At 47.6% G+C, this 24,917-nt stretch carries 22 protein-coding genes; 5 read left to right on the top strand and 17 right to left on the bottom strand.

Translation table 11 applies throughout. The features are described from left to right. The first annotated feature begins 63 nt into the window (after positions 1 to 63). The gene (gene hemE, locus L3Q72_RS13965; RefSeq protein WP_275130525.1) at positions 64 to 1,131 is read left to right on the top strand and encodes a uroporphyrinogen decarboxylase; all 1,068 of its coding nucleotides are present in this window, start codon (positions 64 to 66) and stop codon (positions 1,129 to 1,131) included. 143 nt (positions 1,132 to 1,274) lie between these two features. Here the strand turns inward: hemE and L3Q72_RS13960 are convergent, their stop codons facing one another. After that, positions 1,275 to 2,201 carry a D-2-hydroxyacid dehydrogenase gene (locus L3Q72_RS13960; RefSeq protein WP_275130524.1) on the bottom strand — a complete coding sequence of 309 codons (927 nt, stop codon included), beginning with the start codon at positions 2,199 to 2,201 and terminating at the stop codon, positions 1,275 to 1,277. A 73-nt stretch (positions 2,202 to 2,274) separates the two neighbouring features. Between L3Q72_RS13960 and L3Q72_RS13955 the strand changes: the two genes are divergently transcribed. Then, entirely contained in the window at positions 2,275 to 2,862 is a 588-nt protein-coding gene (locus tag L3Q72_RS13955; RefSeq protein ID WP_275130523.1) for a DUF416 family protein, read from the top strand. 96 nt (positions 2,863 to 2,958) lie between these two features. On the opposite strand, the gene L3Q72_RS13950 is transcribed toward L3Q72_RS13955, so the two are convergent. Further along, positions 2,959 to 4,017: a hemolysin family protein gene (locus L3Q72_RS13950; RefSeq protein WP_275130522.1), complete on the bottom strand. Its 1,059-nt coding sequence runs from the start codon at positions 4,015 to 4,017 to the stop codon at positions 2,959 to 2,961. Between the two features lie 259 nt (positions 4,018 to 4,276). Here L3Q72_RS13950 and hupA point away from each other — a divergent pair, with 259 nt between their 5' ends. Both hupA and L3Q72_RS13940 read left to right on the top strand, forming a co-directional pair. Next, positions 4,277 to 4,549 (top strand): nucleoid-associated protein HU-alpha, encoded by a 273-nt coding sequence (gene hupA, locus L3Q72_RS13945; protein ID WP_275130521.1) that lies wholly within the window; start codon positions 4,277 to 4,279, stop codon positions 4,547 to 4,549. Positions 4,550 to 4,600: 51 nt separating this feature from the next. Continuing rightward, on the top strand, positions 4,601 to 5,296 hold the full coding sequence (locus L3Q72_RS13940; RefSeq protein ID WP_275130520.1) for a DUF1481 domain-containing protein: 696 nt from the start codon (positions 4,601 to 4,603) through the stop codon (positions 5,294 to 5,296). A gap of 105 nt (positions 5,297 to 5,401) precedes the next feature. Here L3Q72_RS13940 and purD read toward each other — a convergent pair whose 3' ends face one another. The 6 genes from purD to L3Q72_RS13910 form a co-directional block, all read right to left on the bottom strand. Further along, positions 5,402 to 6,694 carry a phosphoribosylamine--glycine ligase gene (gene purD / locus L3Q72_RS13935; RefSeq protein WP_275130519.1) on the bottom strand — a complete coding sequence of 431 codons (1,293 nt, stop codon included), beginning with the start codon at positions 6,692 to 6,694 and terminating at the stop codon, positions 5,402 to 5,404. An 82-nt stretch (positions 6,695 to 6,776) separates the two neighbouring features. Next, positions 6,777 to 8,369: a bifunctional phosphoribosylaminoimidazolecarboxamide formyltransferase/IMP cyclohydrolase gene (purH, locus tag L3Q72_RS13930; RefSeq protein ID WP_275130518.1), complete on the bottom strand. Its 1,593-nt coding sequence runs from the start codon at positions 8,367 to 8,369 to the stop codon at positions 6,777 to 6,779. Between the two features lie 243 nt (positions 8,370 to 8,612). Beyond that, positions 8,613 to 9,275: a hypothetical protein gene (locus tag L3Q72_RS13925; protein ID WP_275130517.1), complete on the bottom strand. Its 663-nt coding sequence runs from the start codon at positions 9,273 to 9,275 to the stop codon at positions 8,613 to 8,615. Between the two features lie 2 nt (positions 9,276 to 9,277). Continuing rightward, positions 9,278 to 10,210: a hypothetical protein gene (locus L3Q72_RS13920; RefSeq protein ID WP_275130516.1), complete on the bottom strand. Its 933-nt coding sequence runs from the start codon at positions 10,208 to 10,210 to the stop codon at positions 9,278 to 9,280. A 54-nt stretch (positions 10,211 to 10,264) separates the two neighbouring features. Next, on the bottom strand, positions 10,265 to 11,002 hold the full coding sequence (locus L3Q72_RS13915; RefSeq protein ID WP_275130515.1) for a hypothetical protein: 738 nt from the start codon (positions 11,000 to 11,002) through the stop codon (positions 10,265 to 10,267). 192 nt (positions 11,003 to 11,194) lie between these two features. Beyond that, complete coding sequence (locus L3Q72_RS13910) at positions 11,195 to 13,459, bottom strand: hypothetical protein (protein ID WP_275130514.1); 2,265 nt, start codon at positions 13,457 to 13,459, stop codon at positions 11,195 to 11,197. A gap of 227 nt (positions 13,460 to 13,686) precedes the next feature. Here L3Q72_RS13910 and L3Q72_RS13905 point away from each other — a divergent pair, with 227 nt between their 5' ends. Further along, positions 13,687 to 14,676, top strand: a complete 990-nt coding sequence (locus tag L3Q72_RS13905) for a Fic family protein (protein WP_275130513.1) — start codon at positions 13,687 to 13,689, stop codon at positions 14,674 to 14,676. Positions 14,677 to 14,812: 136 nt separating this feature from the next. Here L3Q72_RS13905 and L3Q72_RS13900 read toward each other — a convergent pair whose 3' ends face one another. The 9 genes from L3Q72_RS13900 to L3Q72_RS13860 all read right to left on the bottom strand — a co-directional run bounded on the left by L3Q72_RS13900 (position 14,813) and on the right by L3Q72_RS13860 (position 24,904). Continuing rightward, complete coding sequence (locus L3Q72_RS13900; RefSeq protein ID WP_275130512.1) at positions 14,813 to 16,846, bottom strand: RNA-binding domain-containing protein; 2,034 nt, start codon at positions 16,844 to 16,846, stop codon at positions 14,813 to 14,815. Positions 16,847 to 17,049: 203 nt separating this feature from the next. Next, on the bottom strand, positions 17,050 to 17,346 hold the full coding sequence (gene fis / locus L3Q72_RS13895; RefSeq protein WP_271696698.1) for a DNA-binding transcriptional regulator Fis: 297 nt from the start codon (positions 17,344 to 17,346) through the stop codon (positions 17,050 to 17,052). A 22-nt stretch (positions 17,347 to 17,368) separates the two neighbouring features. Then, on the bottom strand, positions 17,369 to 18,337 hold the full coding sequence (gene dusB / locus L3Q72_RS13890; RefSeq protein WP_275130511.1) for a tRNA dihydrouridine synthase DusB: 969 nt from the start codon (positions 18,335 to 18,337) through the stop codon (positions 17,369 to 17,371). 142 nt (positions 18,338 to 18,479) lie between these two features. Next, positions 18,480 to 19,367, bottom strand: a complete 888-nt coding sequence (gene prmA / locus L3Q72_RS13885) for a 50S ribosomal protein L11 methyltransferase (protein ID WP_275130510.1) — start codon at positions 19,365 to 19,367, stop codon at positions 18,480 to 18,482. Positions 19,368 to 19,475: 108 nt separating this feature from the next. Further along, on the bottom strand, positions 19,476 to 20,819 hold the full coding sequence (accC, locus tag L3Q72_RS13880; protein ID WP_275130509.1) for an acetyl-CoA carboxylase biotin carboxylase subunit: 1,344 nt from the start codon (positions 20,817 to 20,819) through the stop codon (positions 19,476 to 19,478). 14 nt (positions 20,820 to 20,833) lie between these two features. After that, on the bottom strand, positions 20,834 to 21,301 hold the full coding sequence (accB, locus tag L3Q72_RS13875; RefSeq protein WP_275130508.1) for an acetyl-CoA carboxylase biotin carboxyl carrier protein: 468 nt from the start codon (positions 21,299 to 21,301) through the stop codon (positions 20,834 to 20,836). A 60-nt stretch (positions 21,302 to 21,361) separates the two neighbouring features. Next, positions 21,362 to 21,814 carry a type II 3-dehydroquinate dehydratase gene (gene aroQ, locus L3Q72_RS13870; RefSeq protein ID WP_275130507.1) on the bottom strand — a complete coding sequence of 151 codons (453 nt, stop codon included), beginning with the start codon at positions 21,812 to 21,814 and terminating at the stop codon, positions 21,362 to 21,364. A 327-nt stretch (positions 21,815 to 22,141) separates the two neighbouring features. Then, positions 22,142 to 24,085, bottom strand: coding sequence for an acetate--CoA ligase (acs, locus tag L3Q72_RS13865; RefSeq protein WP_275130506.1), 1,944 nt, complete (start codon positions 24,083 to 24,085; stop codon positions 22,142 to 22,144). 183 nt (positions 24,086 to 24,268) lie between these two features. After that, positions 24,269 to 24,904 (bottom strand): 3'-5' exonuclease, encoded by a 636-nt coding sequence (locus L3Q72_RS13860; protein WP_275130505.1) that lies wholly within the window; start codon positions 24,902 to 24,904, stop codon positions 24,269 to 24,271. Positions 24,905 to 24,917 lie beyond the last annotated feature (13 nt).

Here is a 24,917-nt window from a genome sequence, read left to right as displayed (position 1 = left end):
GTGGTAGAATCTCTGGTTAAGACTCTGAAGTTAAAACTAATAAGCCAATTTGGATAAAACGGAATGACAGAATTAAAAAATGACCGATACCTTCGTGCTTTATTAAAGCAGCCAGTGGACTACACACCGGTATGGATGATGCGACAGGCTGGTCGCTATCTGCCTGAATACAGAGCAACAAGAAGCGAAGCCGGTGACTTTATGTCGCTGTGCCGAAACGCTGAACTGGCTTCTGAAGTAACACTTCAGCCACTGCGCCGTTTTCCTCTGGATGCTGCGATTCTATTTTCCGATATTCTGACCATTCCTGATGCGATGGGACTTGGTCTGCGCTTCGCTGCCGGTGAAGGTCCGGTATTCGACAAGCCAATTACCTGCAAGGCTGATGTGGATAAGATAGGCTTGCCTGATCCTGAGGGTGAGCTTCAGTATGTAATGAATGCCGTTCGTCAGATCCGCAAAGACCTTCAGGGCGAAGTGCCTCTGATCGGTTTCTCCGGAAGCCCGTGGACACTGGCAACCTACATGGTTGAAGGCGGCAGCTCTAAAGCCTTCACTAAGATCAAGAAGATGATGTATGCCGAGCCTGCCACTCTGCACGCGCTTCTGGATAAGCTGGCAGACAGCGTGATTGAATACCTGAATGCTCAGATCAAAGCCGGTGCTCAGTCGGTGATGGTATTTGATACCTGGGGTGGTGTGCTGACTCCTCGCGATTACAACGAGTTCTCTTTGCAGTATATGCACAAGATTGTTGATGGTCTTATCCGTGAAAATGACGGTCGCCGCGTACCTGTTACTCTGTTTACCAAGAACGGTGGCATGTGGCTTGAGAAGATTGCAGCAACCGGGTGTGATGCTGTTGGCCTGGACTGGACCATTAACATTGCCGATGCGGTTGCACGTGTTGGCGATAAAGTGGCACTTCAGGGCAATATGGACCCTTCAATGCTTTACGCTCCACATGACAGAATCCGTCAGGAAGTGGCGACCATTCTGGAAGGCTTTGGTGATGCGGGAACAGGCCATGTATTTAACCTTGGCCACGGTATTCATCTGGATGTGCCGCCTGAGAATGCAGGGGTGTTTGTGGAGGCTGTGCACGAGCTTTCTAAGCCTTATCATAAATAGGGTCATGGGACGGACTTCGTCCTTGAGGGAAATAGGGTTATAGGGAAAAGCTAAAAAAGCTTGACATCATACGCAGTAGATTCAAGCTTTGCCCCATAACCCCATAACCCCATAACCCCATAACCGGCAGGCTCTGACTTCGCTTAGTATCCTTTATCAAAATCAACTCTGTTTTGTAGCTGGAAACCGTCTCTCCAGCGCAGGTAGTTTTCTGTGAAAATCTCAAATACCTGCTCAGGGAAGCTATAGGCCGCGATATGCGGTGTAACGGTTACCTTCGGGTTGTGCCAGTAAGGGCATTGCTGAGAGATAGGTTCGTTGATAAACACATCCAGAAACGCATGGCTGATCTTATTCTGCTCCAGAGCTTCCAGCAGAGCAGGTGTATCAACGGCGCTTCCCCGTCCCACATTAAAGAACAGAGCTTCCCGGCAGTCAGCGAAAAAGGCCTGATTAAAGACCCCTTCAGTTTCAGGTGTGCCCGGAAGTGTGGATACCAGAATATCGGCTTCAGCAAGACGCGCCTGAAGCTGCTCAAAGTGAACCACTTCGTTAAAAGCAGACTCTTTTGGCGGAATTCCTGTCCGGTTAATGCCTACTGTGTGCAGGTTAAACGCGGAAGCGGCCTTAGCCAGGTAGTTACCAATGGCACCGGTTCCCAGAATAAACAGCCTCTTATCCGCCAGTGTGGAGTAGGTGTGTGGCTGCCATACTTTTTGTTCCTGCTGCTGGCGGTAAAGATTAAAGTGGCGGAAGTGCTCAATACAGTAACCAAGTACATATTCAGAAATCTGCTGGCCAAATATGCCTTTTACATTGGTAAGGTCATAGTCCTGTCTTAAACCGGGTGACATCAGGGCATCGACACCGGCAAAAGTAGACTGCGCCCAGCTTAGTTCGGTGAACTCATCAAGGCATTTGCTCAGCATCGGTGGTTCAGCCAGAACGATATCGGCTTCGGCGTTATTATCGGTAATTTCCAGATCCGGCAGGGCCGCTTTTTTAAGTAGCTGAAGATAGGTTGAGTCCGACTGAGTGAGTATTCTGAGTTTATTGCTGAAATTATCCATATGCTTGCTTTTTTCCCTTTAACGAATCAAGTACACTTCCGCTGTTACTAACTACCGCAAATATTGAGTCCCTATGTTACAGAATCCTCTTCAAGTTCGCCTTGAGAAATTTGAGCCCTGGCAGCAAATCACCTTTATGGCCAGCCTGTGTGAGCGCATGTACCCGAACTACGCTATGTTCTGCCAGGCAACTGAGTTCGCTGAGCCGCGCGCATATCGTGAGATTCTGGATAGCGTATGGGAGCTGCTGACGGTGAAAAACGCCAAAATCAATTTTGAGCGTCAGTTAGAAAAACTTGAAGAACTTATCCCTAACTCAGATGAATTCGAATTCTACGGCGTTTACCCGGCGATTGATGCCTGCGTAGGTCTGTCGACTCTGCTGCATGGTCTGCTAGACAGAGACTACCTGTTTGAAAACATGCTGAAAGTGAGCCAGCAGTCGGTTGCTACAGTTGCTCAACTGGAACAGGCAGAAACCGGTATTGAGATCACCAACGAAAACCAGAAAGAAAACGAAGCGGTTTGTGAAGAGTGGGATGTGCAGTGGGCCATTTTCCGTCCACTGCGCGAAGCGACGGAGAGGGATATTGAGTTGATCAAAGATTTGCGTGCGGAGTTGCGTGAGGAAGGGGTTAGTAATATTGGGGTTTCAATTTAGGGTTATAGGGACGGGCTTTGCCCTTGAGGGCTATAGGGTAATGGGGTAGAGTCCCCCATAGCCCCATAGCCCCATAGCCCCATAGCCCCATAGCCCTTACTCTTCCTCATCCCGACGTTCAATCACCCCATGCGCCTTCTTCCAGGTCTCCCACCGCTGAAACGCCAGCTGCTGCATGTCCGTTGCTTTATCTGCCTCATCGATAATCTCCTGCCCCAGCAGGTGCTCAAAGATATCTTCCAGTGTCACTATGCCCTGAATCGTTCCGTATTCATCAACGATCAAAACCAGCTGGAGGCGTTTTTTCATCATGGTGTCAAAGGCTTTTGGCAGCGACACATTGTTCAGTAATACGCTGATTGGGCGCATGACCGCACCAATCTGCTTTTCTCCCTCTCCGGCCTGTTGAAGCCGGAACAGTTCCAGGCGGTGAACAAAGCCAACTATGTTATCTGTATGCTGGCTGTAGACGAGAGGCCTTGAGAAGGGGATATCCTTATGCTCATCAAGGAACTCGTCGATAGTAATTTCGGCTTCTATGCGAAATACCACCGGTCTTGGCGTCATCACGTGAGTAACAGGCAGGTCCTGAAGCGTCAGAAGGTTATTTAGTATGGTTGTTTCACCCTCATCGAACTCATCGCTTTCTCTGGCAAGAATGGCCATTGCAGAAATTTCATCTCTCAGCTTTGGCTCTATAGCGCCGTGAGCCAGCCGCTTTGTTATCCGTTCTGACATCCATACAAACGGAGTCAGCGCCCATACCATCCATTTCAGCATGGTGGCAGCAACAGGCGCCAGTTGACGCCAGTAAGTGGCACCAATGGTTTTCGGTACGATTTCAGACAGCAGAAGAATTCCCAGGGTCAGGATAGCGGAGAACAGCCCCAGCCACTGGCTGCCAAACACTATGCTGGCCTGAGCACCGGCACCTGCGGCACCTATGGTATGGGCGATAGTATTCAGCGTTAATATGGATGCCAGCGGTCGGTCGATATCCGCTTTCAACTGATTCAGCTTTTCAGCCGCGGGGTGCTGATCTTTTTTTAGCTGAGCCAGAAAGCTTGGAGTAATACTCAGCAGAACCGCTTCCAGAATCGAGCAGACAAATGAAACGCCGATAGAAAGAGAGATATAGAAGGTTAAAAGTAACATAAGCCTCAAACAGTATTCTGAAGATAATTTAGCCTGCAGAGCCTGTGAAAACGGGGCTGCAGACCGTATCTTTATCTGGTTTATATAGGGTATTTATAAGCGTTTTTCAGGGGGGAAGTATAGCAAATTGTGAGTTATTACTCAGAATATGGTTAAATATTGGTCGTTAAAGGAAAAGTTCATATTCAAACCTTTGCAAGAAGGGGTGTTTATGCTTTACAGTGACATAGATTTGATAACATATGAGAAGGGAAACCTAATGAACAAGACCCAATTAATCGACTTTATTGCTGAAAAAGCGGACCTTTCAAAAGCTCAGGCGAAAACTGCTCTTGAAGCAACTCTTGATGGTGTAACTGAATCACTAAAAGAGGGTGACCAGGTTCAACTAATTGGTTTTGGTACATTCAAAGTAAATCACCGTGCTGCTCGCACTGGCCGTAACCCTCAAACGGGTCAGGAAATCCAGATCGCTGCAGCGAACGTTCCGGCATTCGTAGCTGGTAAAGCACTGAAAGATGCAGTGAAATAAGATACCTAAGCCGGGCATTAGCCCGGCTAATTTTTTATTTGGTTGCAACCCATGAAATATCCTGTCCCAACGCTACTCTTATCAGCCATTCTTTTAGGTTGTTCTTCCGGCCCGTCCAGCGAGCAGGCCGAACAGTTTAAAACAATGACTGGTGGTCAGTCTGTCGGTGATACAACCAGCTTGTACTGGTATACCGAGAAGCTAAGCCTGCCTTACTCTGCATCCGATTACGTTACCTCCGGGGATTTTGGCTGGTATCAGTCAGAATACCGCTGGAAAGAGAGTAAACTAAAGGAAGTCGTGAGAGAAGGCGAACTGGTAAAAGACGATGAGCTGCTTTCCTATACCACTCACCTCAGGTTCAATGACAAAGGTGAGGCAGTGTATCAGCTGTACCGTCTGGACGGAAAAGTACTTCCGGTGACACCTGTTCAGATGGATCATATCCAGCGTGAAGCATTCGCCTTACAGACCCTGGTAGCTGAGCAAAACCGCAAAGGTCAGAGACTGTTCCAGGGCTACTGGGATGGTGAAGTGTTTGAGAGCTGTTCGGGTGAAAAATATGAGAAGCTGAAGTTTGATGTGACTCTGCCAACCTTTGTGATTAACAGACTGGCAAACCTGGAAAGCTATGCTGCTTTTGCGGGGACTGTGAATAATATCAGTCAGTTGACCATAAATGATATCTATCTGCTGCACGATGCGAAGTTTGACTGTATAGAGCCGGCGAGTTTTATCAAAGAGTGAAGCCGTTTAGCTGCCGTTTAGCTGCATAGGCAGAAAGTGAATATACAGAATAAAAAATCCCGGGAGCTACAGTGTAGCTCCCGGGATTTGTCTGTTAGCGGGCAGTTATTTGTTTTCCTGCTCGCGTGCAATCGCTCTGTAGCCGATGTCGTTGCGGTGGAACATGCCATCCCAGCTAATCTGTTTAGCCAGCTTGTAAGCGCGTTCCTGAGCTTCTGATACGCTGTCTCCAAGTGCCGTTGCACAAAGTACGCGTCCGCCGTTGGTCACAACGTTACCCTCTTTTTCAGAAGTGCCGGCGTGGAATACTTTCTCACCTTCAACTTCTTCAGATGGCAGACCAGAAATCACATCGTCTTTGCCGTAGCTGCCAGGGTAACCGCCAGCTGCAAGCACGATACCGATAGAAGCGCGCGGATCCCAGAATGACTCGCAAATGTCCAGCTTCTCTTCAATAGCGTCCAGACAAAGATCAACCAGGTCTGATTCCATACGCATCATAATTGGCTGAGTTTCCGGGTCACCAAAGCGGCAGTTATATTCGATTACCTTAGGTGTGCCATCAGCATCGATCATCAGGCCTGCATACAGGAAGCCTGTGTACGGGTGACCTTCAGCATCCATACCGCGAACAGTCGGATAGATAACTTCTTCCAGAATGCGCTCATGAATTTCAGGAGTCACAACCGGAGCCGGAGAGTAAGCACCCATGCCACCCGTGTTAAGGCCGGTATCACCATCACCAACACGTTTGTGGTCCTGGCTGGTTGCCATTGGCAGAACGCTCTTACCATCAACCATAACGATAAAGCTGGCTTCTTCACCTTCCAGGAATTCTTCGATAACCACGCGGCTACCCGCTTCACCGAAAGCGTTGCCTGCCAGCATATCTTTGATTGCGTTTTCCGCTTCTTCCAGCGTCATTGCAACGATAACGCCTTTACCCGCCGCAAGACCGTCAGCCTTAACAACAATTGGCGCACCTTTTTCACGTACGTAAGCCAGTGCAGGCTCAATCTCAGTGAAGTTCTCGTATTCAGCCGTAGGGATGTTATGGCGTGCAAGGAAATCTTTAGTAAATGCCTTAGAACCTTCCAGCTGTGCTGCTGCTTTAGTCGGGCCAAAGATAGGAAGGCCAGCTTCGCGGAACGCATCTACAACACCGATAACAAGTGGAGCTTCAGGACCTACGATGGTCAGCTCAATATTTTTCTCTTTAGCAAAAGCAACCAGAGCATCGATATCTTCAACACCGATAGCAACGTTTTCCAGCTTAGGCTCCAGTGCAGTACCTGCGTTACCAGGCGCTACGTAAACCGTTTCTACATCTGGGTTTTGAGCCGCTTTCCAGCCAAGAGCATGTTCACGACCACCGGCACCAATAATTAGTACATTCATTTCTTAAACCCTTAAATTAGTTTCCAAATTTTCAGGGAGTCGCCCCCCAGGGCCCAGGGCCTTATAACCCAGGGCCTAAAAATTAGTGTCTAAAGTGACGCATACCCGTAAAGATCATCGCCATACCATGCTCATCAGCAGCATCGATAACTTCCTGGTCACGCATTGAACCGCCTGGCTGGATAACACACTTGATACCCGCTTCAGCTGCTGCATCGATACCGTCACGGAACGGGAAGAATGCGTCAGATGCCATTACGCTGCCTGCAACCTCAAGGCCTTCATCCGCTGCTTTGATACCAGCGATCTTAGCTGAGTAAACACGGCTCATCTGGCCTGCACCAACACCGATAGTCATATCGCCTTTCGCGTAAACAATCGCATTTGATTTAACGAACTTAGCTACCTTCCAGCAGAACAGTGCGTCTTTCAGCTCTTCTTCTGATGGTTGGCGTTTTGAAACCACTTTAAGATCATCAAGAGTAACCATACCCTGATCGCGGTCCTGAACTAGAAGACCACCGTTTACACGCTTAACATCAAAGCCGGTTGTTTTCGCTGACCACTCACCACACTCAAGAAGGCGAACGTTCTTCTTAGCGGCAACCACTTCAACAGCAGCTTCAGATACTTTAGGTGCAATGATTACTTCAACGAATTGACGTTCAACGATAGCCTGCGCTGTTTCTGCATCTAGCTCCTGGTTGAAAGCGATGATGCCGCCAAATGCTGATGTCGGGTCTGTTTTGTATGCACGGTTGTAAGCTTCAAGGATATCTTTACCCAGAGCCACACCACATGGGTTAGCGTGCTTAACGATAACGCAAGCTGGTTCATCAAATTCTTTCACACACTCAAGAGCGGCGTCAGTATCTGCGATGTTGTTGTAAGAAAGTGCTTTACCCTGAATCTGACGAGCAGTAGAAACCGATGCTTCTTCAGGATTTGCTTCAACGTAGAAAGCCGCTGCCTGATGGCTGTTTTCGCCATAACGCATGTCCTGCTTCTTCTCGAACTGCTGGTTAAAGGTGCGAGGGAATTTAGACTCTTGGTCACCTTCTTTGTTTTCACCGTAAGATGGAACCATAGTGCCGAAGTAGTTTGCGATCATGCCGTCATATGCTGCTGTGTGTTCAAATGCAGCGATAGCCAGGTCAAAACGGGTTTCCAGAGTCAGAGACGTCTCATTCTGGTCCATTTCAGCGATAACACGGTCGTAGTCAGATGCATTTACCACGATAGTGACATCTTTGTGGTTTTTCGCAGCAGAGCGAACCATAGTCGGGCCACCGATATCGATGTTCTCAACCGCGTCTTCCAGAGTACAGCCTTCTTTTGCTACGGTTGCAGCAAACGGGTACAGGTTAACAACAACCATATCGATTGGGTTGATGCCGTGCTTGTCCATCACTTCATCATCCTGACCGCGGCGACCAAGTACACCGCCATGAACCTTAGGGTGAAGAGTCTTAACGCGGCCATCCATCATTTCCGGGAAGCCTGTGTAGTCAGACACTTCTGTTACAGCAATACCTTTCTCAGCCAGAAGGCGAGCAGTACCACCTGTAGACAGAATATCTACACCACGTTCAGCTAGAGCCTGTGCAAATTCAACAATACCTGTTTTGTCTGATACGCTAATCAGAGCACGACGAATTGGGCGAGCGTTATTCATTACTTCCGTTTTCCTTTAAGTTCACAGAGTTAATATCAAGAGTGATTTTGTGTTGGCAGGTTGCCTCAAAATTGATGGCGCATATTCTAACTAATTTGTAATAAAAATGCTCGCGCAATCGTTTGCCATCACAAAAATAATTATTTTTTTGTAAATTTCATACGAACTTGGCTCTGTTTTCGCTACCCGGAATCGAGGATAAGAGCAGAGGTTTCCGGGTAACTCTATCGTCTGAAGAGGTTTTTATAGCTTGCGTTTTTTGCTGATATCGACCGCGCCTATATAATCTTCTTTAAAAGCAGCTGAAGTTAGCATGGCTTCAGGTACCTGCAGGCGGATGCCGGTTCCTGCCTCCACAATGGTTCTTTTCGGTGGCGTAATGATATGCGCAATATTGCCACTAACCAGGCGAATGCCCTTATAGAAAACCGGTGCGTAATCAATCCCCACGCTTTTTACCAGCTCAAAACCGAACAGGGTGAGTGGCTTTTGGGTTACCGTGATATTTTCCCTGAAATCGGCCTGAATAACGATTTGTCTGGAGTGAATAACAGCTTCAAGTTCGCGGACTTTATCTTCCACTGAAGCTGAGAAAACCCATTCATTAAGGATAGGCTCCCATTTGCCCCCAAGGCGCATACAGGCTGCGTAAGTAAACCGGTTTTTCTTGCCGGGCTTCATAGTGCAGATTGCGATGGAGCTTTGTTGAGCGTAGGGAAGAGTAAGCCTGAACACGGCATCCGATGCGTGGTGTTCATATTTGTTGGTTACCTCTTCCACATGCAGCTGTACATCACCAAGCGGTAGGTTTTTGCTGAAGTCATCAATCACGATCCGGCAGTGATAGCCGTTTTTCAGGCACTTAAAATAGCCGGTTTCTTTAGATATAACGGTAAAAGTCTGCATGGTTACTTATCTGAGTTGTCATCTAAGATTTGCTGGGCAAGGCGCTCCTGTTCCAGTCTGATCTGCTCCTCTCTGGAAACTTCTTCCACAGTGACCTCTTCCGCTGTTGGGTGTTGTTTCACTTCTTTTAAAATCCGGTCAAGGTGCTTGCCTACGGTCCCTAAGTTTTTCAGGGTGCTGAGATCGAACTCGTTTCTCTGCTTATCTATGCTGGTTTCAGGAATATGCCGGATATTGGTCTGAACCGTACTCTCGGTTTCATCCAGAATGACATCCAGATTATTAATCATCACCTCGGTAAAGGCTTCACGGTACAGAGAGGCAAACTCGGTTTCCAGATAACGCTCGGACAGATTTCTTATCGCATTGGTGCGGCGTTTATCGATAAACCTTTCGACACGGTTGGTTGGCTTTTTCTCGACCAGCAGGTGCTGCCTGGCCTTGATGATTTCCGCTTTGGTCGGGGTGTCTGTGAACATCTCAAGCAGCTTCATCGCCGGAGGCCATTCATTGCCGGATGAAAGACGTTCATAAATGTTGTCCATCAGGCGTTGGTACTGATCTTTGGTCAGTTCAGCGGCAAACATCATAAATCGCATATCAGGTTCGTCACCGAACTCCTGACGGATTTTTGATTTGCTGAACAGATCGATCATCTCATGCCACAGGCGGTGAATTTTTACCTGCTGCTCCTGAGTAAACTCGAACAGGCGATCAACGGTTTTCTGGGAAAACTCAGCTTTAGGTGCGTTGGTTTCCGGATTAATTTTGACCGGGCGGGATGGCTGAGGCTGTGCCGTCTTTGGGGCGAGCTGTGTGTTGCTTTGCTGCTGCTCTTTCAGCTCCTTGCCCCGGCGTTGCAGGTATTGGCTAAAGTCTTCCTGCTTTACTAGCTCATGCATACCTTTCGGCTTATTGCTCTGGTCGCTGCTCATAATTTAATACCTGTAACTTAAATGCTTGTTATGTACGTTATCGGAAGGTGAGGACTACTCATCCCAGTCGCACTTCATATCCTGATACAAGTTGCTGACTTTCTCAGCATACTCATCCCGGGATGACTGCTTAACCACAGGCCTGCCTGCATGGGGCTTATTCAGCGCATCGTTTTTAAAATGATAAATTTTCTGAGTGAGTCTATCGACCAGCATGGACTGAGGGAACAGCTTTTCACCGGTACCCTGAACATCTTCTACAAATGACAGCCAGATATCTTTTCTGCCCAGTACACCTTTTGAGTACATGGTGGTTTCAGCCCAGTTTGGTATCTCATTTGGCGTGATCTCAATAATATTGATCATCTTTTCATTTTTGGCCGGTGTCAGCGGTCTCTGCTGGGCAAACTGCGAGCGGTTCAGCTTTGCCTTTGATTTTGGCTGGGCATACTGCATATTTTCATGCTGACGCTGAGCCATTGCATGCAGGTTCTGACGGGTTTCCTGATTCAGCCCTTCGTTGGTATTTTGTCGCTGGAGCATCAGCTGACCCGAGATGTTACCTTCGTTGTGCGACACCTGTATTTTGACAGGACCGCCACGCTGGGACAGCTTATGGAAACAGTTGGTGACCATGCTGGTGGAGACGCTCATCATGGCTGACAGCTCGCTGTAAGTCGTCGTAAACATGCCATTCCGGTCTGATATATCGGCCACTGCGATTAAAAAAAGCTTCTCTTCAACAGTAACGGTTTTGAACTCCCAGGCCAGCTCTAAAAATTTCGACGACATAAAGCACTCATGACAGGTTAGATTTACAGAAACACTTACATTATGGATGTTGGGCGGGTTTGGATCAATCAGGCCATGACTCTGTGTGTGATTGGAGTGGATTATTTCTTACCTGTTCAGGCCTAAAGAATAGGTGTGGAGTAAACGGGGCAGCTTCAGTTGCCCCGCAGGTTTAAATAAAATCAGCAGATGTTAGCGCTGAATAATAACGCGCTCCCGGGTTAGCAGGTCTACCCAGTACAAAGCGTTAATCTCCTCATCAGCTACCACAGCGATATTCTGTTTACCGATAAGGTCTATACCGGTCGGCCTGATAAATACGGGGCCTGACTCCGGTTCTTCTCCGCTAACCATTGTTCGTATGCCCGTGTTTAAATCAACGGCATAAATAGATTCATGCTCCTGAGATAGCGAGAGCAACTGATTGTGCTCAGAGTCAATTATATGATCCCGTGAGTTATAAATGTCCGGGCCATCCATAGTTTTTTCCTGGCTCAGAGTGCTTATTTCACCGGTATCAACATTGATAGCCCGAATCTGATACTCAGTGCCTGAGTGGTCATCGTAGAACAGAACCCGGTTACCCTGAGGGTCAAAGGCCATCTCATAACCGACAGATACCGGTCTGCGGCTTACCGGAACAAGTTCGCTAAGCTCACCTGATGAAATCTCATAAGCCAGAAGGCTAAAAGGATATTGCCCCGGGTTCAGGTAACGTCCATGGACCTTACGCGCAAGATAGATAACCTGTTTTTCCGGGTTAATAGCCGAAGCCACAATAGTAAAATCGGGCTTGGCAAGAGTTGCCTTTTCTACGGCACCAATAACGACTTCGTCCCGGCCTGTTTCAAGATCAATTTTTATTAATGCATCATCGCTCGTCAGATCGTCATTCACGATATAGATCGAGTTATCTTCAGGGTTAAGTTCTGCCCCCTTAAAGCTTTTGTAGGCGTAATCTCCAAGGTGCGACCATTCACCGCTGGCGATATCCAGCACCTGAATTTGCCCCAGAGAGCTGTTCTTACTCTGCTTTATTACCCAGTAGAGTTTGTTGGCTTTCTGATCGTAAAGCACTTCTCTGGCAGTGTGGGGAGCAATTTCTGAATTACCGGCTGAGATCAAATCACCTATTTGCGTCCGGTTCGCCTTTCCGTTGGGAAATGTAGTGCTGAGAGCATAATGGTTAATACGGTAACTGTTTTTATCCGTTCCGCCAAAATAGAGGTTGTTACCAGCAATGCTCATATAGTCGCTATTAATTCCAGAATCAGGGTACTCATCAAAGTATCCTGTTACCGGGCGGAAGATGGTTGGTGAAGTATTAATACCACATATAACATCATCGCTGAGCAGGCTGCTTGCCTTGGCAATAACAAAGTGCTCGCTGGTATGATGAAAAGCAAACTTGTCCATATTGTTGAAGGCACGGCATGCCCCCTGAATGACCGGAGTATATGTGTATTGCATTAGCGAGCCCTGTTTGAGGTTTATCTCACCGAATGCATTGGTGCCTATTTGGGTTTCTGTCAGAGCAAGCAGAACATCGTTGCTTTTCTGGACCAGAGACAGATATCTGAAGCTGGGCTTTTTGATGTTGTAATCGACAAGCTGCCCGCTATCCAGATCAAAACCGGTAATCGAGTTCACCGGGACGCCATGGGCAATAATCAGTTGATTTTCGTTTTCCCGGTAAAGAAGAGGAAACGCCTTGTTGACGAGCAGATTCTGGTAACCGTGCGTGCCCGGGCCAAATATCTGATAGGGTATGTTTGTTTCAAGGTCCATCCCCCAGATATAAAACTGGCCGTTAAAGCGGGTTGTGTAATAGAGATGGCTGGCCTCTTTATTCACCCACATCCCATAAGGCGTTGCTTCGTGCGCTTCATCCTTTGACTGGTTAGCATCAGGGTCGTTTTCAACCCGGAACTGATAGACAAAGCTAATCTTGTTATCGTTATCCAGCTTTAACAGGCTATGAGTGCTGTCGTCGAATATAAAGGTCTCCCGGGTCTGGCCTGCTCTGGTCATAACCGCAGGTGACTGAGCAAATTCATTGAGCCTTTGTACCGGGCGCAGGGTGAGTGACTTTTGTTTCTCGTTGGTGCTGTAGCTAAGCGTGAGATGGTTTTCACCATACTCAAGAGGTACTTCCGATATCCAGATGTTTTCAGATGGTCTTTCGAACACCTGGGCCGCAACACCTTTTACTTCAATATTGCTGACGTTTTTGTCGGCGCTGCCTCTTACGGTAAGAATTGAGGCCGTAGTGACAGCGGAAAGCCCCGGAAACTCAACAGTGACAACGCCATCGGCAACAGGCGGCGGGACGATAACCGGCGGTGGCGGTGGTGTAACAGGCTGCCCTCCGTTGTTATTACTGCCACCATCTGAATCTGAGCACCCCCAGGCAAAGAGCAGGACTGATATCAAACTGATACGCATTGAATTTTTCATAACGACTCCCTGTAACTGATTAATCAAGAAAGACGTAATGATTTAAAACGGATTTCAACGGACTCTTAACATTTGGTATATGTCTTTGCGAGTGATCGGGTGTTAAATGGTACTTTTGTCAGTCAAAAGGGGGGGCAGATGCGGTTACGAGAGGTTACATCTTGCGGAATACGGGGCTGACGTTAAGATATTGTGCTAAGAACTATTCATTCAAGGAAAGCGACTCAATGAGCTATCAGCCTCCATACACAATATCTAATGAAATCTTGTCGCTGGTGGCGCAGGTTAGTGAACTCCTTGGCCGCTTATCTGCAATTGAAGAACTTTCACATGACGTACGCTTACGTAAGGTAAACCGGGTCAGGACCATTCAGGGGTCATTAGCTATTGAGGGTAATGAACTTACACAAGAGCAGATCACCGCGCTTCTCAATGGTAAGCGTGTGCTTGCCCCAAGAAAGCAGATTCAGGAAGCACACAACGCAATTGAGGTATATGAACATCTCACAGATTGGTCTCCTGTATCAGAGAATGACTTTTTAAAAGCTCATGAAAAACTAATGCTTGGCTTGCAACCTGTGATTGGGCAATACCGAAATGATGGTGTTGGCGTATTTAAAGATGGACAGGTTCTACATATGGCCCCGCCTGCGGAGCGAGTGCCAATGCTGATGTCCGAACTGTTTGGCTGGCTGGAAGCAGACAATAGTCATCCGCTGATTCAGAGCAGTATCTTTCACTACGAGTTTGAGTTTATTCACCCATTTTCAGACGGCAATGGCCGGATGGGGCGCTTATGGCAGACTCTGATATTGTCGGAGTGGAACCCGCTGTTCGCCAACGTTCCTGTGGAGAGCTTTATCCATGATAATCAGCAGGCTTACTATGAAGCTATAAACCAAAGCACATTAAAGTCAGACTCTGAACCCTTTATCCAATTTATGCTGGAAATGATTCGTGATGCACTGCAAGATCTCGGTGAAGTCGGAGTTACCCCCCAAGTCACCCCTCAAGTCACCCCCCAAGTCGAACAGTTACTTAATGTGATTGAAGGAGAGATGCTACGCGAAGAGATCCAGGCTGAATTAGGTCTGAGGGATCGTAAGTCATTCCGAGAGCTCTATCTGAAGCCAGCACTGGAAGCCGGCCTTATTGAAATGACGATACCGGATAAGCCCACTAGCCGGTTGCAGAGGTATAGGAGAGCTGAGCGTTAAGGGTACCATTGCGGAGCTTTTAGAAAGTAGAGTAATAATCAATTATTACTCTACGTCACTATTGCATTCTGGTTCCTCGCCTTCGAGTGACTCTTTTCTAACGGTGATGGAATAATTTTTTGCATCTGTCATATTATTAGCTGTCCTTTTTGCTATAGGCTTGCCGTTTAGTTCTTGGCGTTTGGGGGAATGCTAATTCCAGTTTTTTCTCTTCCAGCAAGGCTTTTAAATGATGTTGGCGAACATTTTGATTAGTTCTGCCGAGTAATGTTGCTAGTTGAGCTATTTCAATAAAATGACCATCACAGAGCTGAACAATGATTTTTTTCATTTGCTCTTTGGCTAACCAATTATTCTTTCTTGCTGGTTCTGCTACGAGTTTTAGTCGAGTATAAAACTCTTTAGATAGGGCGCTTAGGTCATCAATAACTGGCTTTGGTAAGTGCTTACTTATTAGACGTCCATTCTCGTCTCGGTTTGCGTTATGTTGCTCGTCACTTTGCGTTATGATCGTTGAACTTTGCGTTATGTTTTTTCCACTTTGCGTTATGATCGTTGAGCTTTGCGTTATGTCCGATGATTTGTGCGTTATGTTGTCATCGTTTGATGCGATACGCTTTGGAAGCTCAGAGGCCACAAATACTTTATCGGGAGTGGGAATATCAACGCCGGGAAGAGTGTAGTACTTGTTTTTACCTTCACCTGCTGCTACTAAGAAGCCTTTATTTACCAGTCTTGGAAGAATAAGGGTTACTTCGCGAGTATGCTGCTCAGTTAGCTCACAAGCTCTTTCATGGTTTACCCAGTTTTCTACAGCGGCGGTAACAACAATCTTGGTTTCTAGTTCATCCAGCTTATAGAAAGTATCGCCAAAAATATCATGTAGTCGATCCATCGTTTCTTCTGGTATCAGGCCAGCGGTACTCAGTTCTAATATGGTTTGTGCTGGTTCTGGGCGCTCCCAGAGTTTAGGTTTACGCCATTTAGCGTAACTCCAGCCACTATAGATTTTAGGGATGCCGGAGCCTGCACGCTCGCTCAGACCGATAAGCATAAACATCTTCTGAAGAGTCTGGTTACGACAGTCACTGAGGCCACCAGCGATAACATCTTCTAATGGAATGCGCATAAGGCCCGGATTTCGGAACCCAAACAGGTCAGGGCGCTTTACAATAAGAATAGGGAGGCGATCAGAGAAATCGGCATGAACAAGGCTGTTTATCAGCGCTTCACGAATAGCAATATGTACCGGAGTATCATTTTTTCTTTGTCCGTCTTCCAGTTTGAATGGGACTTTTAGATCTGCGGTCAGTTTTTGGTATACCTTGCGGTAGAAATCAAACAGGTTTCCGGACCAGGTTCCGTCATAGTAGACCCTGTCTATCCATCTAAGTTCTGTTTTGGCTTCCGGTCTTTCCTGATAATCGACAAAATAGTTAGGTCGTGCAGACGTTATCGCATCCCATGTACCAAACATTAAAACACCAGCAAGGGTAATACCTCTTTTGCCAGTCTCTTTATCGGTACGCCAGCCACCTATCTGTTTAAAGAAATCAAATAGGTCAGAAGCTAGAAATGGATGATCTGGGTTGTGAGCCGCCAGCAGGTTACGGTATGCATTAAGAGTGGTTAGGTCGATATCTTCATCAAAGTTGTAGTGCTCAGATAAAACTTCATTATCACGGGAGTCATGCAACTGTTCTGCAAGCATTCGTTTAACGGTTTCATCGCCACAGATTCTGTCACCTTCATGCAGTCGGATATAGGTTTTACCAGCTAGCGGGTTCTTGCCCATATAAACTGGTTTTTGCTTTCGGGTTGCTGGTGGAATATGGATAGCAAGCACCTCTTTGCCATCCATTATGACAGTCTGAACGTCTTTATCAGCCAGAAGGTTAATGCTGACTCTATCTCGGTCACTAAGCTGATTAAACAGGTCTATTTTAACCTTCTCAATATCAGTGACGCCAACAGGAGTAAAGTGACGGTCTTTCTCTTTTACACCAAGAATAACCCAGCCACCACGGCCATTAGCCATCGCAGAGTAAGTAGGCCAGAAATCTTTAGGAAGTTGACCCTTACCACTCTTACCGCCAGCGAGTTTAAACTCTACTTCAGCAGATTCTGCGAGAGTTTGTAGGTCGATAATATCTTGAATGGTAAAGTTCATCTGACTTCCTAAATTCCGTTGTTCAAAGAGATTTTATGCCATTGATTTGATAGTGCAATACTGAGACCACCAGAAAAGTTTTACATGCGACGTCGAAAAGGAAAAACTTAAGAATTTAATTCTTTGGTGTGCAATGTATAAACAAAAAAGCCCAAGCAATCTAATTGCTTGGGCTTTTAAATCATAGGCTTAACTAAAATTAATTAGTTCATGCCGTATTTCTTAAGCTTCTTACGAAGAGTACCGCGGTTGATACCCATCATGTTTGCTGCGCGGGTCTGGTTGCCGCGAGTGTACTGCATGATGGTGTCTAGTAGTGGTTGTTCAACTTCAGCCAATACTAGTTCGTACAGGTCGTTGACGTCCTGACCATTTAATTGCGCAAGATAGTTCTTAAGAGAAGCTTTTACTGAGTCACGTAGAGGCTTCTGAGTGATTTGATCTTGAGATGTAACAGTTGTAACTGTTAGTGGTTCGGAAGTCAGATTTTGTTCGAACATATTCGGTCTAGCTCTTCTCTATTTATGATGCAATTTTGTCAAAGTAACCTTCCAGCACATCCAGCTGCTCGTTAGCTGCTTCGATGGCGTTGAAGGTACGGCGAAACTCATTTGCCTGCTCGTGTTCTTTCAGGTACCAACCCACATGCTTACGGGCAATGCGAGGGCCTAAATACTCACCGTAAAACTGGTGAAGTTCGTGAACGTGACCAAGTAAAATGGCTTTCACTTCCTCAGCGGGAAGTTCCGGCATCGTTTTACCGTTTTCCAAATAATGTTGGATTTCCTTAAAAATCCATGGACGACCCTGGGCCGGACGTCCAATCATTAAAGCGTCTGCACCGGTATAATCCAGCACATGTTTTGCTTTTTCCGGGCTGTCGATGTCGCCGTTGGCGATAACAGGGATGGAAATAGCTTCCTTAACCGCTTTAATGCTGTCGTATTCTGCCTCTCCTTTGTACATACAAGCTTTTGTGCGCCCGTGGAGCGCCAGAGCCTGAATGCCACAATCTTCGGCTAATTTAGCGATTTCAACACAGTTTTTATTGTCTGTGTTCCAGCCAGTACGGGTTTTCAGAGTCACAGGGACATCGACTGCATTCACTACCGCTGTCAGAATCTCTTTAATGATTTCCGGGTACTGAAGCAGTGCCGAGCCGGCCAGTTTTTTATTCACTTTTTTGGCAGGGCAGCCCATGTTGATATCGATGATTTGAGCACCGTTTTCAACACTAAACTGAGCGGCTTCTGCCATTAGCTGGGGATCTGCTCCCGCAATCTGTACAGAGCGAATGCCCGATTCGCCCTCATGTACCATGCGCTGTTGGGACTTTGATGTATTCCACAGGCGAGGGTTTGACGACATCATTTCACTGACGGCCATGCCCGCACCATACCGGAGACATAACTCTCGGAATGGTCTGTCCGTTACTCCGGCCATGGGAGCGACGATAAGATTGTTCTTTAGTTGGTAGTTTCCGATCTTCAAAACATCAATTACAGTTGTACACCAGCAAGGGCGCGCATTTTACGCATTTTTTTGATGCCTGAAAAGTCTAAATTTTAACCATTTACAATTTTATTGGTGAAAACGTTGGTTTTTCAGGCAATTATCGCGAGTAAAACGTGATTTATGCCTTCTTTTGCCCTGCAATGCGACACCATTCTTGCATTTCGACAATCGGCTCAACATTGAGTTCATCCCGGTAGTAGCTGGCTACGTCTTCTGCCTGCGTATCTAACACGCCGGACATTGCCAGCAAGCCCTCTGGCTTAATCAGGCCTTTAATTACGCCTGAGAGCTCGCGCAGAGGCCCTGCAAGGATGTTTGCTACCACTACGTCAGCAATCAGCCCTTCAGGCTGGTCCTGCGGCAGGAACAGCTCTAGCTGGTCGGCAACACCATTACGTTCTGCATTCGCTTTAGAGGCGATAATGGCCTGCGGGTCGATATCGATACCGATAACCTTAGACGCGCCCAGTTTGATTGCTGCGATAGCCAGAATGCCGGAGCCGCAACCAAAATCGATAACGGTTTTGCCGTTCAGATCCAAGCCTTCCAGCCATTCAAGGCACAGGGAGGTAGTAGGGTGGGTGCCGGTACCAAATGCCAGGCCAGGATCAAGCATTACATTTACTGCATCCGGCTCTGGAATTTCACGCCAGCTTGGGCAAACCCACAGTCTTTCACCAAACTTCATAGGGTGGAAGTTTTCCATCCACTCGCGTTCCCAGTCCTTGTCTTCAAGCTGCTCAATTTTGTAGGCAAAACCTTCTTCCAGCATGTTGGATGCTTTAACCTGGTCAAGAATAAACGAGGTATCCGCTTCTGCATCGTATAGAGCCAGAATATCCGTTTCACCCCAAAGACGGGTTTCGCCCGGAAGAGGTTCAAATACAGGCGTGTCTTTTGCGTCCAGAAAAGTAACGGAAAGTGCTCCGGTCTCTTCCATCAGCATATCGCCGATCTGTTCTGCGTTGGTGTCAGTTGCATTAAGTTTGATTTGAATCCAGGGCATGGGAATACTCGGTTTGGTTAGTGGAATTTGCGGTGAAGTTTAGCAGAAATTAAGTTAATAAAAAGGGAAGCCGAAGCTTCCCCTAAATCACATTTGCTCAGTGAGCGATTACTGAAGCCCAAGCTTCTTCTCCAGATAGTGGATATTTGCGCCACCGTGCTGGAAGTTTTCATCGTTCATGATGTCCTGCTGAAGAGGAACGTTGGTCTTGATGCCTTCAATGATCATCTCGCCAAGTGCGTTCTTCATGCGCGCAATCGCAACATCGCGGTTTTCACCGAAGGTGATCAGCTTGCCTACCATTGAGTCGTAGTGAGGCGGTACTGTGTAACCTGTGTAGATATGAGATTCCCAGCGGATACCCATACCACCCGGTGCATGGAAACGCTCGATCTTGCCCGGACAAGGCAGGAAGCGAACCGGATCTTCAGCGTTAATACGACACTCGATAGCGTGACCGCGCAGCTTGATATCATCCTGAGTGAAAGATAGTGGCTGGCCTGCTGCAACGCGAAGCTGCTCTTTGATCAGGTCAACGCCGGTTACCATTTCAGTTACAGGGTGTTCAACCTGAATACGGGTGTTCATCTCGATAAAGTAGAACTCGCCGTTTTCATACAGGAATTCAAAAGTACCGGCGCCACGGTAGCCGATTTCCAGACATGCGCGGGTACAGCGTTCACCGATGTACTTACGCATCTCAGCAGTAATGCCAGGTGCCGGAGCTTCCTCAACGACCTTCTGGTGACGACGCTGCATAGAACAGTCGCGCTCACCAAGGTGGATAGCGCCGCCCTGACCATCAGCAATAACCTGAACTTCAACGTGACGAGGGTTTTCAAGGAATTTTTCCATGTAAACCATATCGTTGTTGAACGCGCCTTTTGCTTCTGCACGGGTCATAGCGATCGCTTCAACCAGGTCTTCTTCTTTGCGTACAACACGCATACCACGGCCGCCACCGCCACCGGAAGCCTTGATGATTACCGGGTAGCCGATACGCTTAGCATGTGCTTTGTTTTTCTCACCATCGTCGTCCAGAGGACCGTCAGAACCAGGTACACACGGAACGCCCGCTTTCTTCATTGCTGTGATAGCTGAAACCTTGTCACCCATCATGCGGATGGTGTCTGCTTTAGGGCCAACAAAGATAAAGCCGCTGCGCTCAACTTGCTCAGCAAAGTCTGCGTTTTCAGACAGGAAGCCGTAGCCAGGGTGGATAGCGATAGCACCGGTTACCTCAGCAGCAGAGATGATGCGAGGAATGTTCAGGTAGCTTTCAAGGCCGCTAGCTGGACCGATACAGATAGACTCATCGGCAAGCAGTACGTGCTTCAGGTCTGCGTCAGCAGTAGAGTGTACGGCCACAGTTTTGATGCCAAGCTCTTTACATGCGCGAAGGATACGAAGTGCAATTTCACCTCGGTTCGCGATGACTAGTTTATCTAACATAGTGTCCGCCTCAATTATTCGATAACAACAAGTGGCTGATCGAATTCTACTGGCTGACCATCTTCTACTAGGATTGCCTTAACCACACCAGACTTATCTGCTTCGATCTGGTTCATCATCTTCATTGCTTCAACGATGCACAGAGTATCGCCAACATTTACAGACTGGCCTACTTCGATAAATGATTTCGCTTCAGGGCTTGGTGAACGGTAGAAAGTACCTACCATTGGAGAAAGAACTTTGTGACCAGCGATTTCAGCTTCCGCAGCGGCTGCTTGTGCAGGAGCTTCAGTTGCAGCAGGTGCTGCCGGAGCAGGAGCGGCTACAGGTGCAGGAGCAGCAGCGTAATGAACTGGTGCAGCAACAGGAGCAGTTCCCGCGCGGCTGATGCGTACAGATTCTTCACCTTCAGAGATCTCTAGTTCCGCGATGCCAGATTCTTCTACTAACTCGATAAGCTTTTTAATTTTACGGATATCCATTTTTCTTTCTCTTTAGTTTGGGACTTGCACTCTAAGACAGAGTGAAGTGAATAAAGTTCGTTAAGATTCTGAACGCAGCTGCTTAATTGCTGCGTTCAGAGCAAATTCGTAACCCTGGGCACCCAGCCCGCAAATCACACCTACGGCTTTATCGGAAAGATAAGAGTGGTGGCGGAAAGGTTCACGTGCGTGAACATTGGACAGGTGCACTTCAATAAACGGGATGGCAACACCCAGCAGCGCATCACGAAGAGCAACGCTGGTGTGGGTAAAGGCGGCCGGATTGATAATGATAAAATCAGTGTTTCCGTGCGCACTGTGAATTGCTTCCAGAAGCTCATATTCGCGGTTGGACTGCAGGTGTGTCAGTTCAACGTCGGCTTGATTCGCTTGTTCAACCAGGTTGTTAACAATTTGATCAAGAGTCTGAGAGCCATAATGACCGGGTTCACGTACACCCAGTAGATTAAGATTTGGACCGTTTAGGAGAAGAATGCGTAATTTTGCAGGCATCTTGAGGTCATCTTCCTATAAGTTGGTTTTAAATGAAATTGCCGATCATTATTTGAATTTTTAGGGCATTTTTCCAGTAAAAAAGTCCCCACAATTCACTTTAAGACACAATTATAGACAATTCACAGCAAATCGCAGCAAATTACTGGTCTAATCTCCTTGATAAGGCGGCGCAAATTGTAACCGGGTTAACATTTTTTACGTCAACATAGAGTTAAATCTATGGGAGAAAGGTGATCTATTTATTAAAGTTCAGGTTTTTCGCGGAGAAGAAAAAGCGCAGCTAAGTAGGGGATAGCCGCGCTTTTTATGCTTTAGACGGTAACTTTACGCCATCTCTGCTTTTTCGGCGATAAGCTTATCAACAACACTTGGGTCTGCCAGAGTGGAAGTATCTCCTAAGTTGCCGGTATCTCCGGTGGCGATCTTACGCAGGATCCGGCGCATGATCTTACCTGAGCGGGTCTTAGGTAAAGAGTCAGTCCAGTGCAGCACATCGGGCGTGGCAATCGGGCCTATCTCTTTTCTCACCCAGTCTTTCACCTCTTTGTGCAGTTCGGCACTCGGGTACTCACCGGCATTCAGGGTGATGTAGGCGTAGATAGCCTGACCTTTGATATCGTGCGGAATACCCACAATTGCCGCTTCTGCTATTTTATCAAAGGCTACCAGAGCCGATTCGATCTCTGCGGTACCCATACGGTGACCGGAAACGTTAAGCACATCATCCACACGGCCGGTTATCCAGTAGTAGCCGTCTTCATCACGGCGGGCACCGTCACCGGTGAAATAGGTACCGATAAATGTGGAGAAATAGGTTTGCTCAAAGCGGTCGTGGTCTCCGTAAACCGTTCGCATCTGGCCCGGCCAAGAATCCAGAATGACCAGATTACCTTCGGCCGCTGTCTCTTCGATAATGTTGCCCATATTGTCCACCAGTGCTGGCTGCACACCGAAAAACGGACGGGTTGCAGAACCCGGCTTCAGCGTTGTGGCGCCCGGTAGCGGGGTGATCAGAATGCCGCCGGTTTCTGTCTGCCACCAGGTATCCACAATCGGGGATTTCTCGTTGCCTATGGTTTTGTAGTACCACTCCCAGGCTTCAGGGTTAATAGGCTCACCTACCGAGCCCATAATACGCAGGCTGTCACGGCTTGTTCCCTCAACCGCTTCATCCCCTTTCGCCATCAGGGCGCGAATAGCCGTTGGCGCTGTGTAGAGAATATTAACCTGGTGCTTATCGACCACTTCACTCATCCGGCTGGTGGAAGGATAATTAGGCACACCTTCGAAAAGTATGGTCTTTGCTCCGTTTGAAAGTGGTCCGTAAATCAGATAGGAGTGGCCGGTAATCCAGCCAACATCGGCGGTACACCAGAATGTCTCACCGGGCTGATAGTCAAATACATACTTAAAGGTCATGGTGGCATAAACCAGATAGCCACCGGTTGTATGCAGTACGCCTTTAGGCTTGCCGGTAGAACCCGATGTATAAAGGATAAACAGCGGGTCTTCCGCGTTCATCTCTTCCGGCGGGCAGTGATCAGACATATTTTCTGTAGCTTCATGCCACCAGACATCACGGTGATCGTGCCAGTCAATATCACCGCCGGTGCGCTTAAGAACCATCACTTTTTCGATGGTCTTAACGTTGGGGTTAGTCAGGGCCTCATCAACATTTTTCTTCAACGGAACTGCGCGGCCACCGCGAACGCCTTCGTCTGCGGTAATCACCACTTTAGCGTCGGAATCAATAATCCGGCCGGAAAGTGCTTCCGGAGAGAAGCCTCCGAATACCACAGTGTGCACAGCGCCAATCCGGGTACAGGCCAGCATAGCAACTGCTGCTTCAGGCACCATCGGCATATACAGACAGACCACATCACCTTTACGCACGCCATTTTCTTTCAGGGCATTGGAGAACCGGCACACCTGCTGATGCAGTTCGTTAAAGGTCAGCGTTTTATCATCGTTCGGGTCATCACCTTCCCAGATGATGGCAACCTGATCACCCTTATCGGCAAGGTGACGGTCAATACAGTTTGCCGATACATTCAGAGTCCCGTCTTCAAACCAGCGGATATCGATATGCCCGGTATCAAACGAGGTGTTTTTTACCTGGGTGAAAGGCTTAATCCAGTCGACAATCTTTCCATGCTCGCTCCAGAAACCGGCAGGGTCGGTAACAGACTGCTGGTACATAGAAAGGTAAGTCTCGTTATCAACATGTGCCTGTGCTTTGATGCTCTCTTTTACCGGATACACACTCATTGCTCATCTCCTTGTGCGTTCAGCAAGATTAATATTCCGTTGGGGTAACTGTCGGGGAATATGTGGGATTTCTCAATTAGACTTTAGGATAAAAAGGGCCCTGGGCCCTGGGACGGGCTTCGCCCTAATGGGGGCTGGGGGTTTTTCCTTTTAGCTTCATAGCCAGTTCGATCTCATGGGCTTTTATCTTAAGTACGCTGAAGTCAGTGTCGGCAAGTCCCCATACTTCAGGCGCACATAGACCATTGCCGCAGATATCGCATCCTGTAAGGCGTCGTGTTTGTCTTCTTGCGGGGGGAGTTCCAGATGTTTGCAGATGGCGTCCAGGCTGAGGTCGAAATAGGCGTTGGGGAGGTGCCTTTCAAGGCGTTCGTGGTAGATATGGCTGACTTCAACCAGCCTGTTGGGCAAAGGAAAACCGAAATGTTTCTGGCAGGCGATATCTAAAATGGTTTTGTCATAGCGGATATGATAACCAACCAGAGGCCGGTTACCGATAAATTCAAGAAGGGCGGCTATGGCTTCCTTTTCCGATATTCCGTCCACCAGGTCCTGATGCCGGATTCGGTGGATCCGAACCGACCCTGAGTCCAGCGACTGAGGTGCTCTTAACCGCACGTAAAAAGGCTGACTGGTTATTATACGATTGTCTACAATCTTAGTGGCCGCAATCGTCACTAATTCCGCCCTCTGAGGATTCAGGCTGGTAGTCTCACAATCCAGCGACACAAATTCCCTGTGCTTACAGGCAGCAAAAAGATGGCGATAGGAAGATCCCTTCAACCGGTAATACCACCAAATTCGCTGTAAAAAATTCATTTTTCACTTGCCT

The organism is Vibrio sp. JC009 (assembly GCF_029016485.1).
Classification (GTDB): domain Bacteria; phylum Pseudomonadota; class Gammaproteobacteria; order Enterobacterales; family Vibrionaceae; genus Vibrio.
Note: the sequence above shows the minus strand (reverse complement) of the source record. Positions and strands in the feature narration are given on the sequence as shown.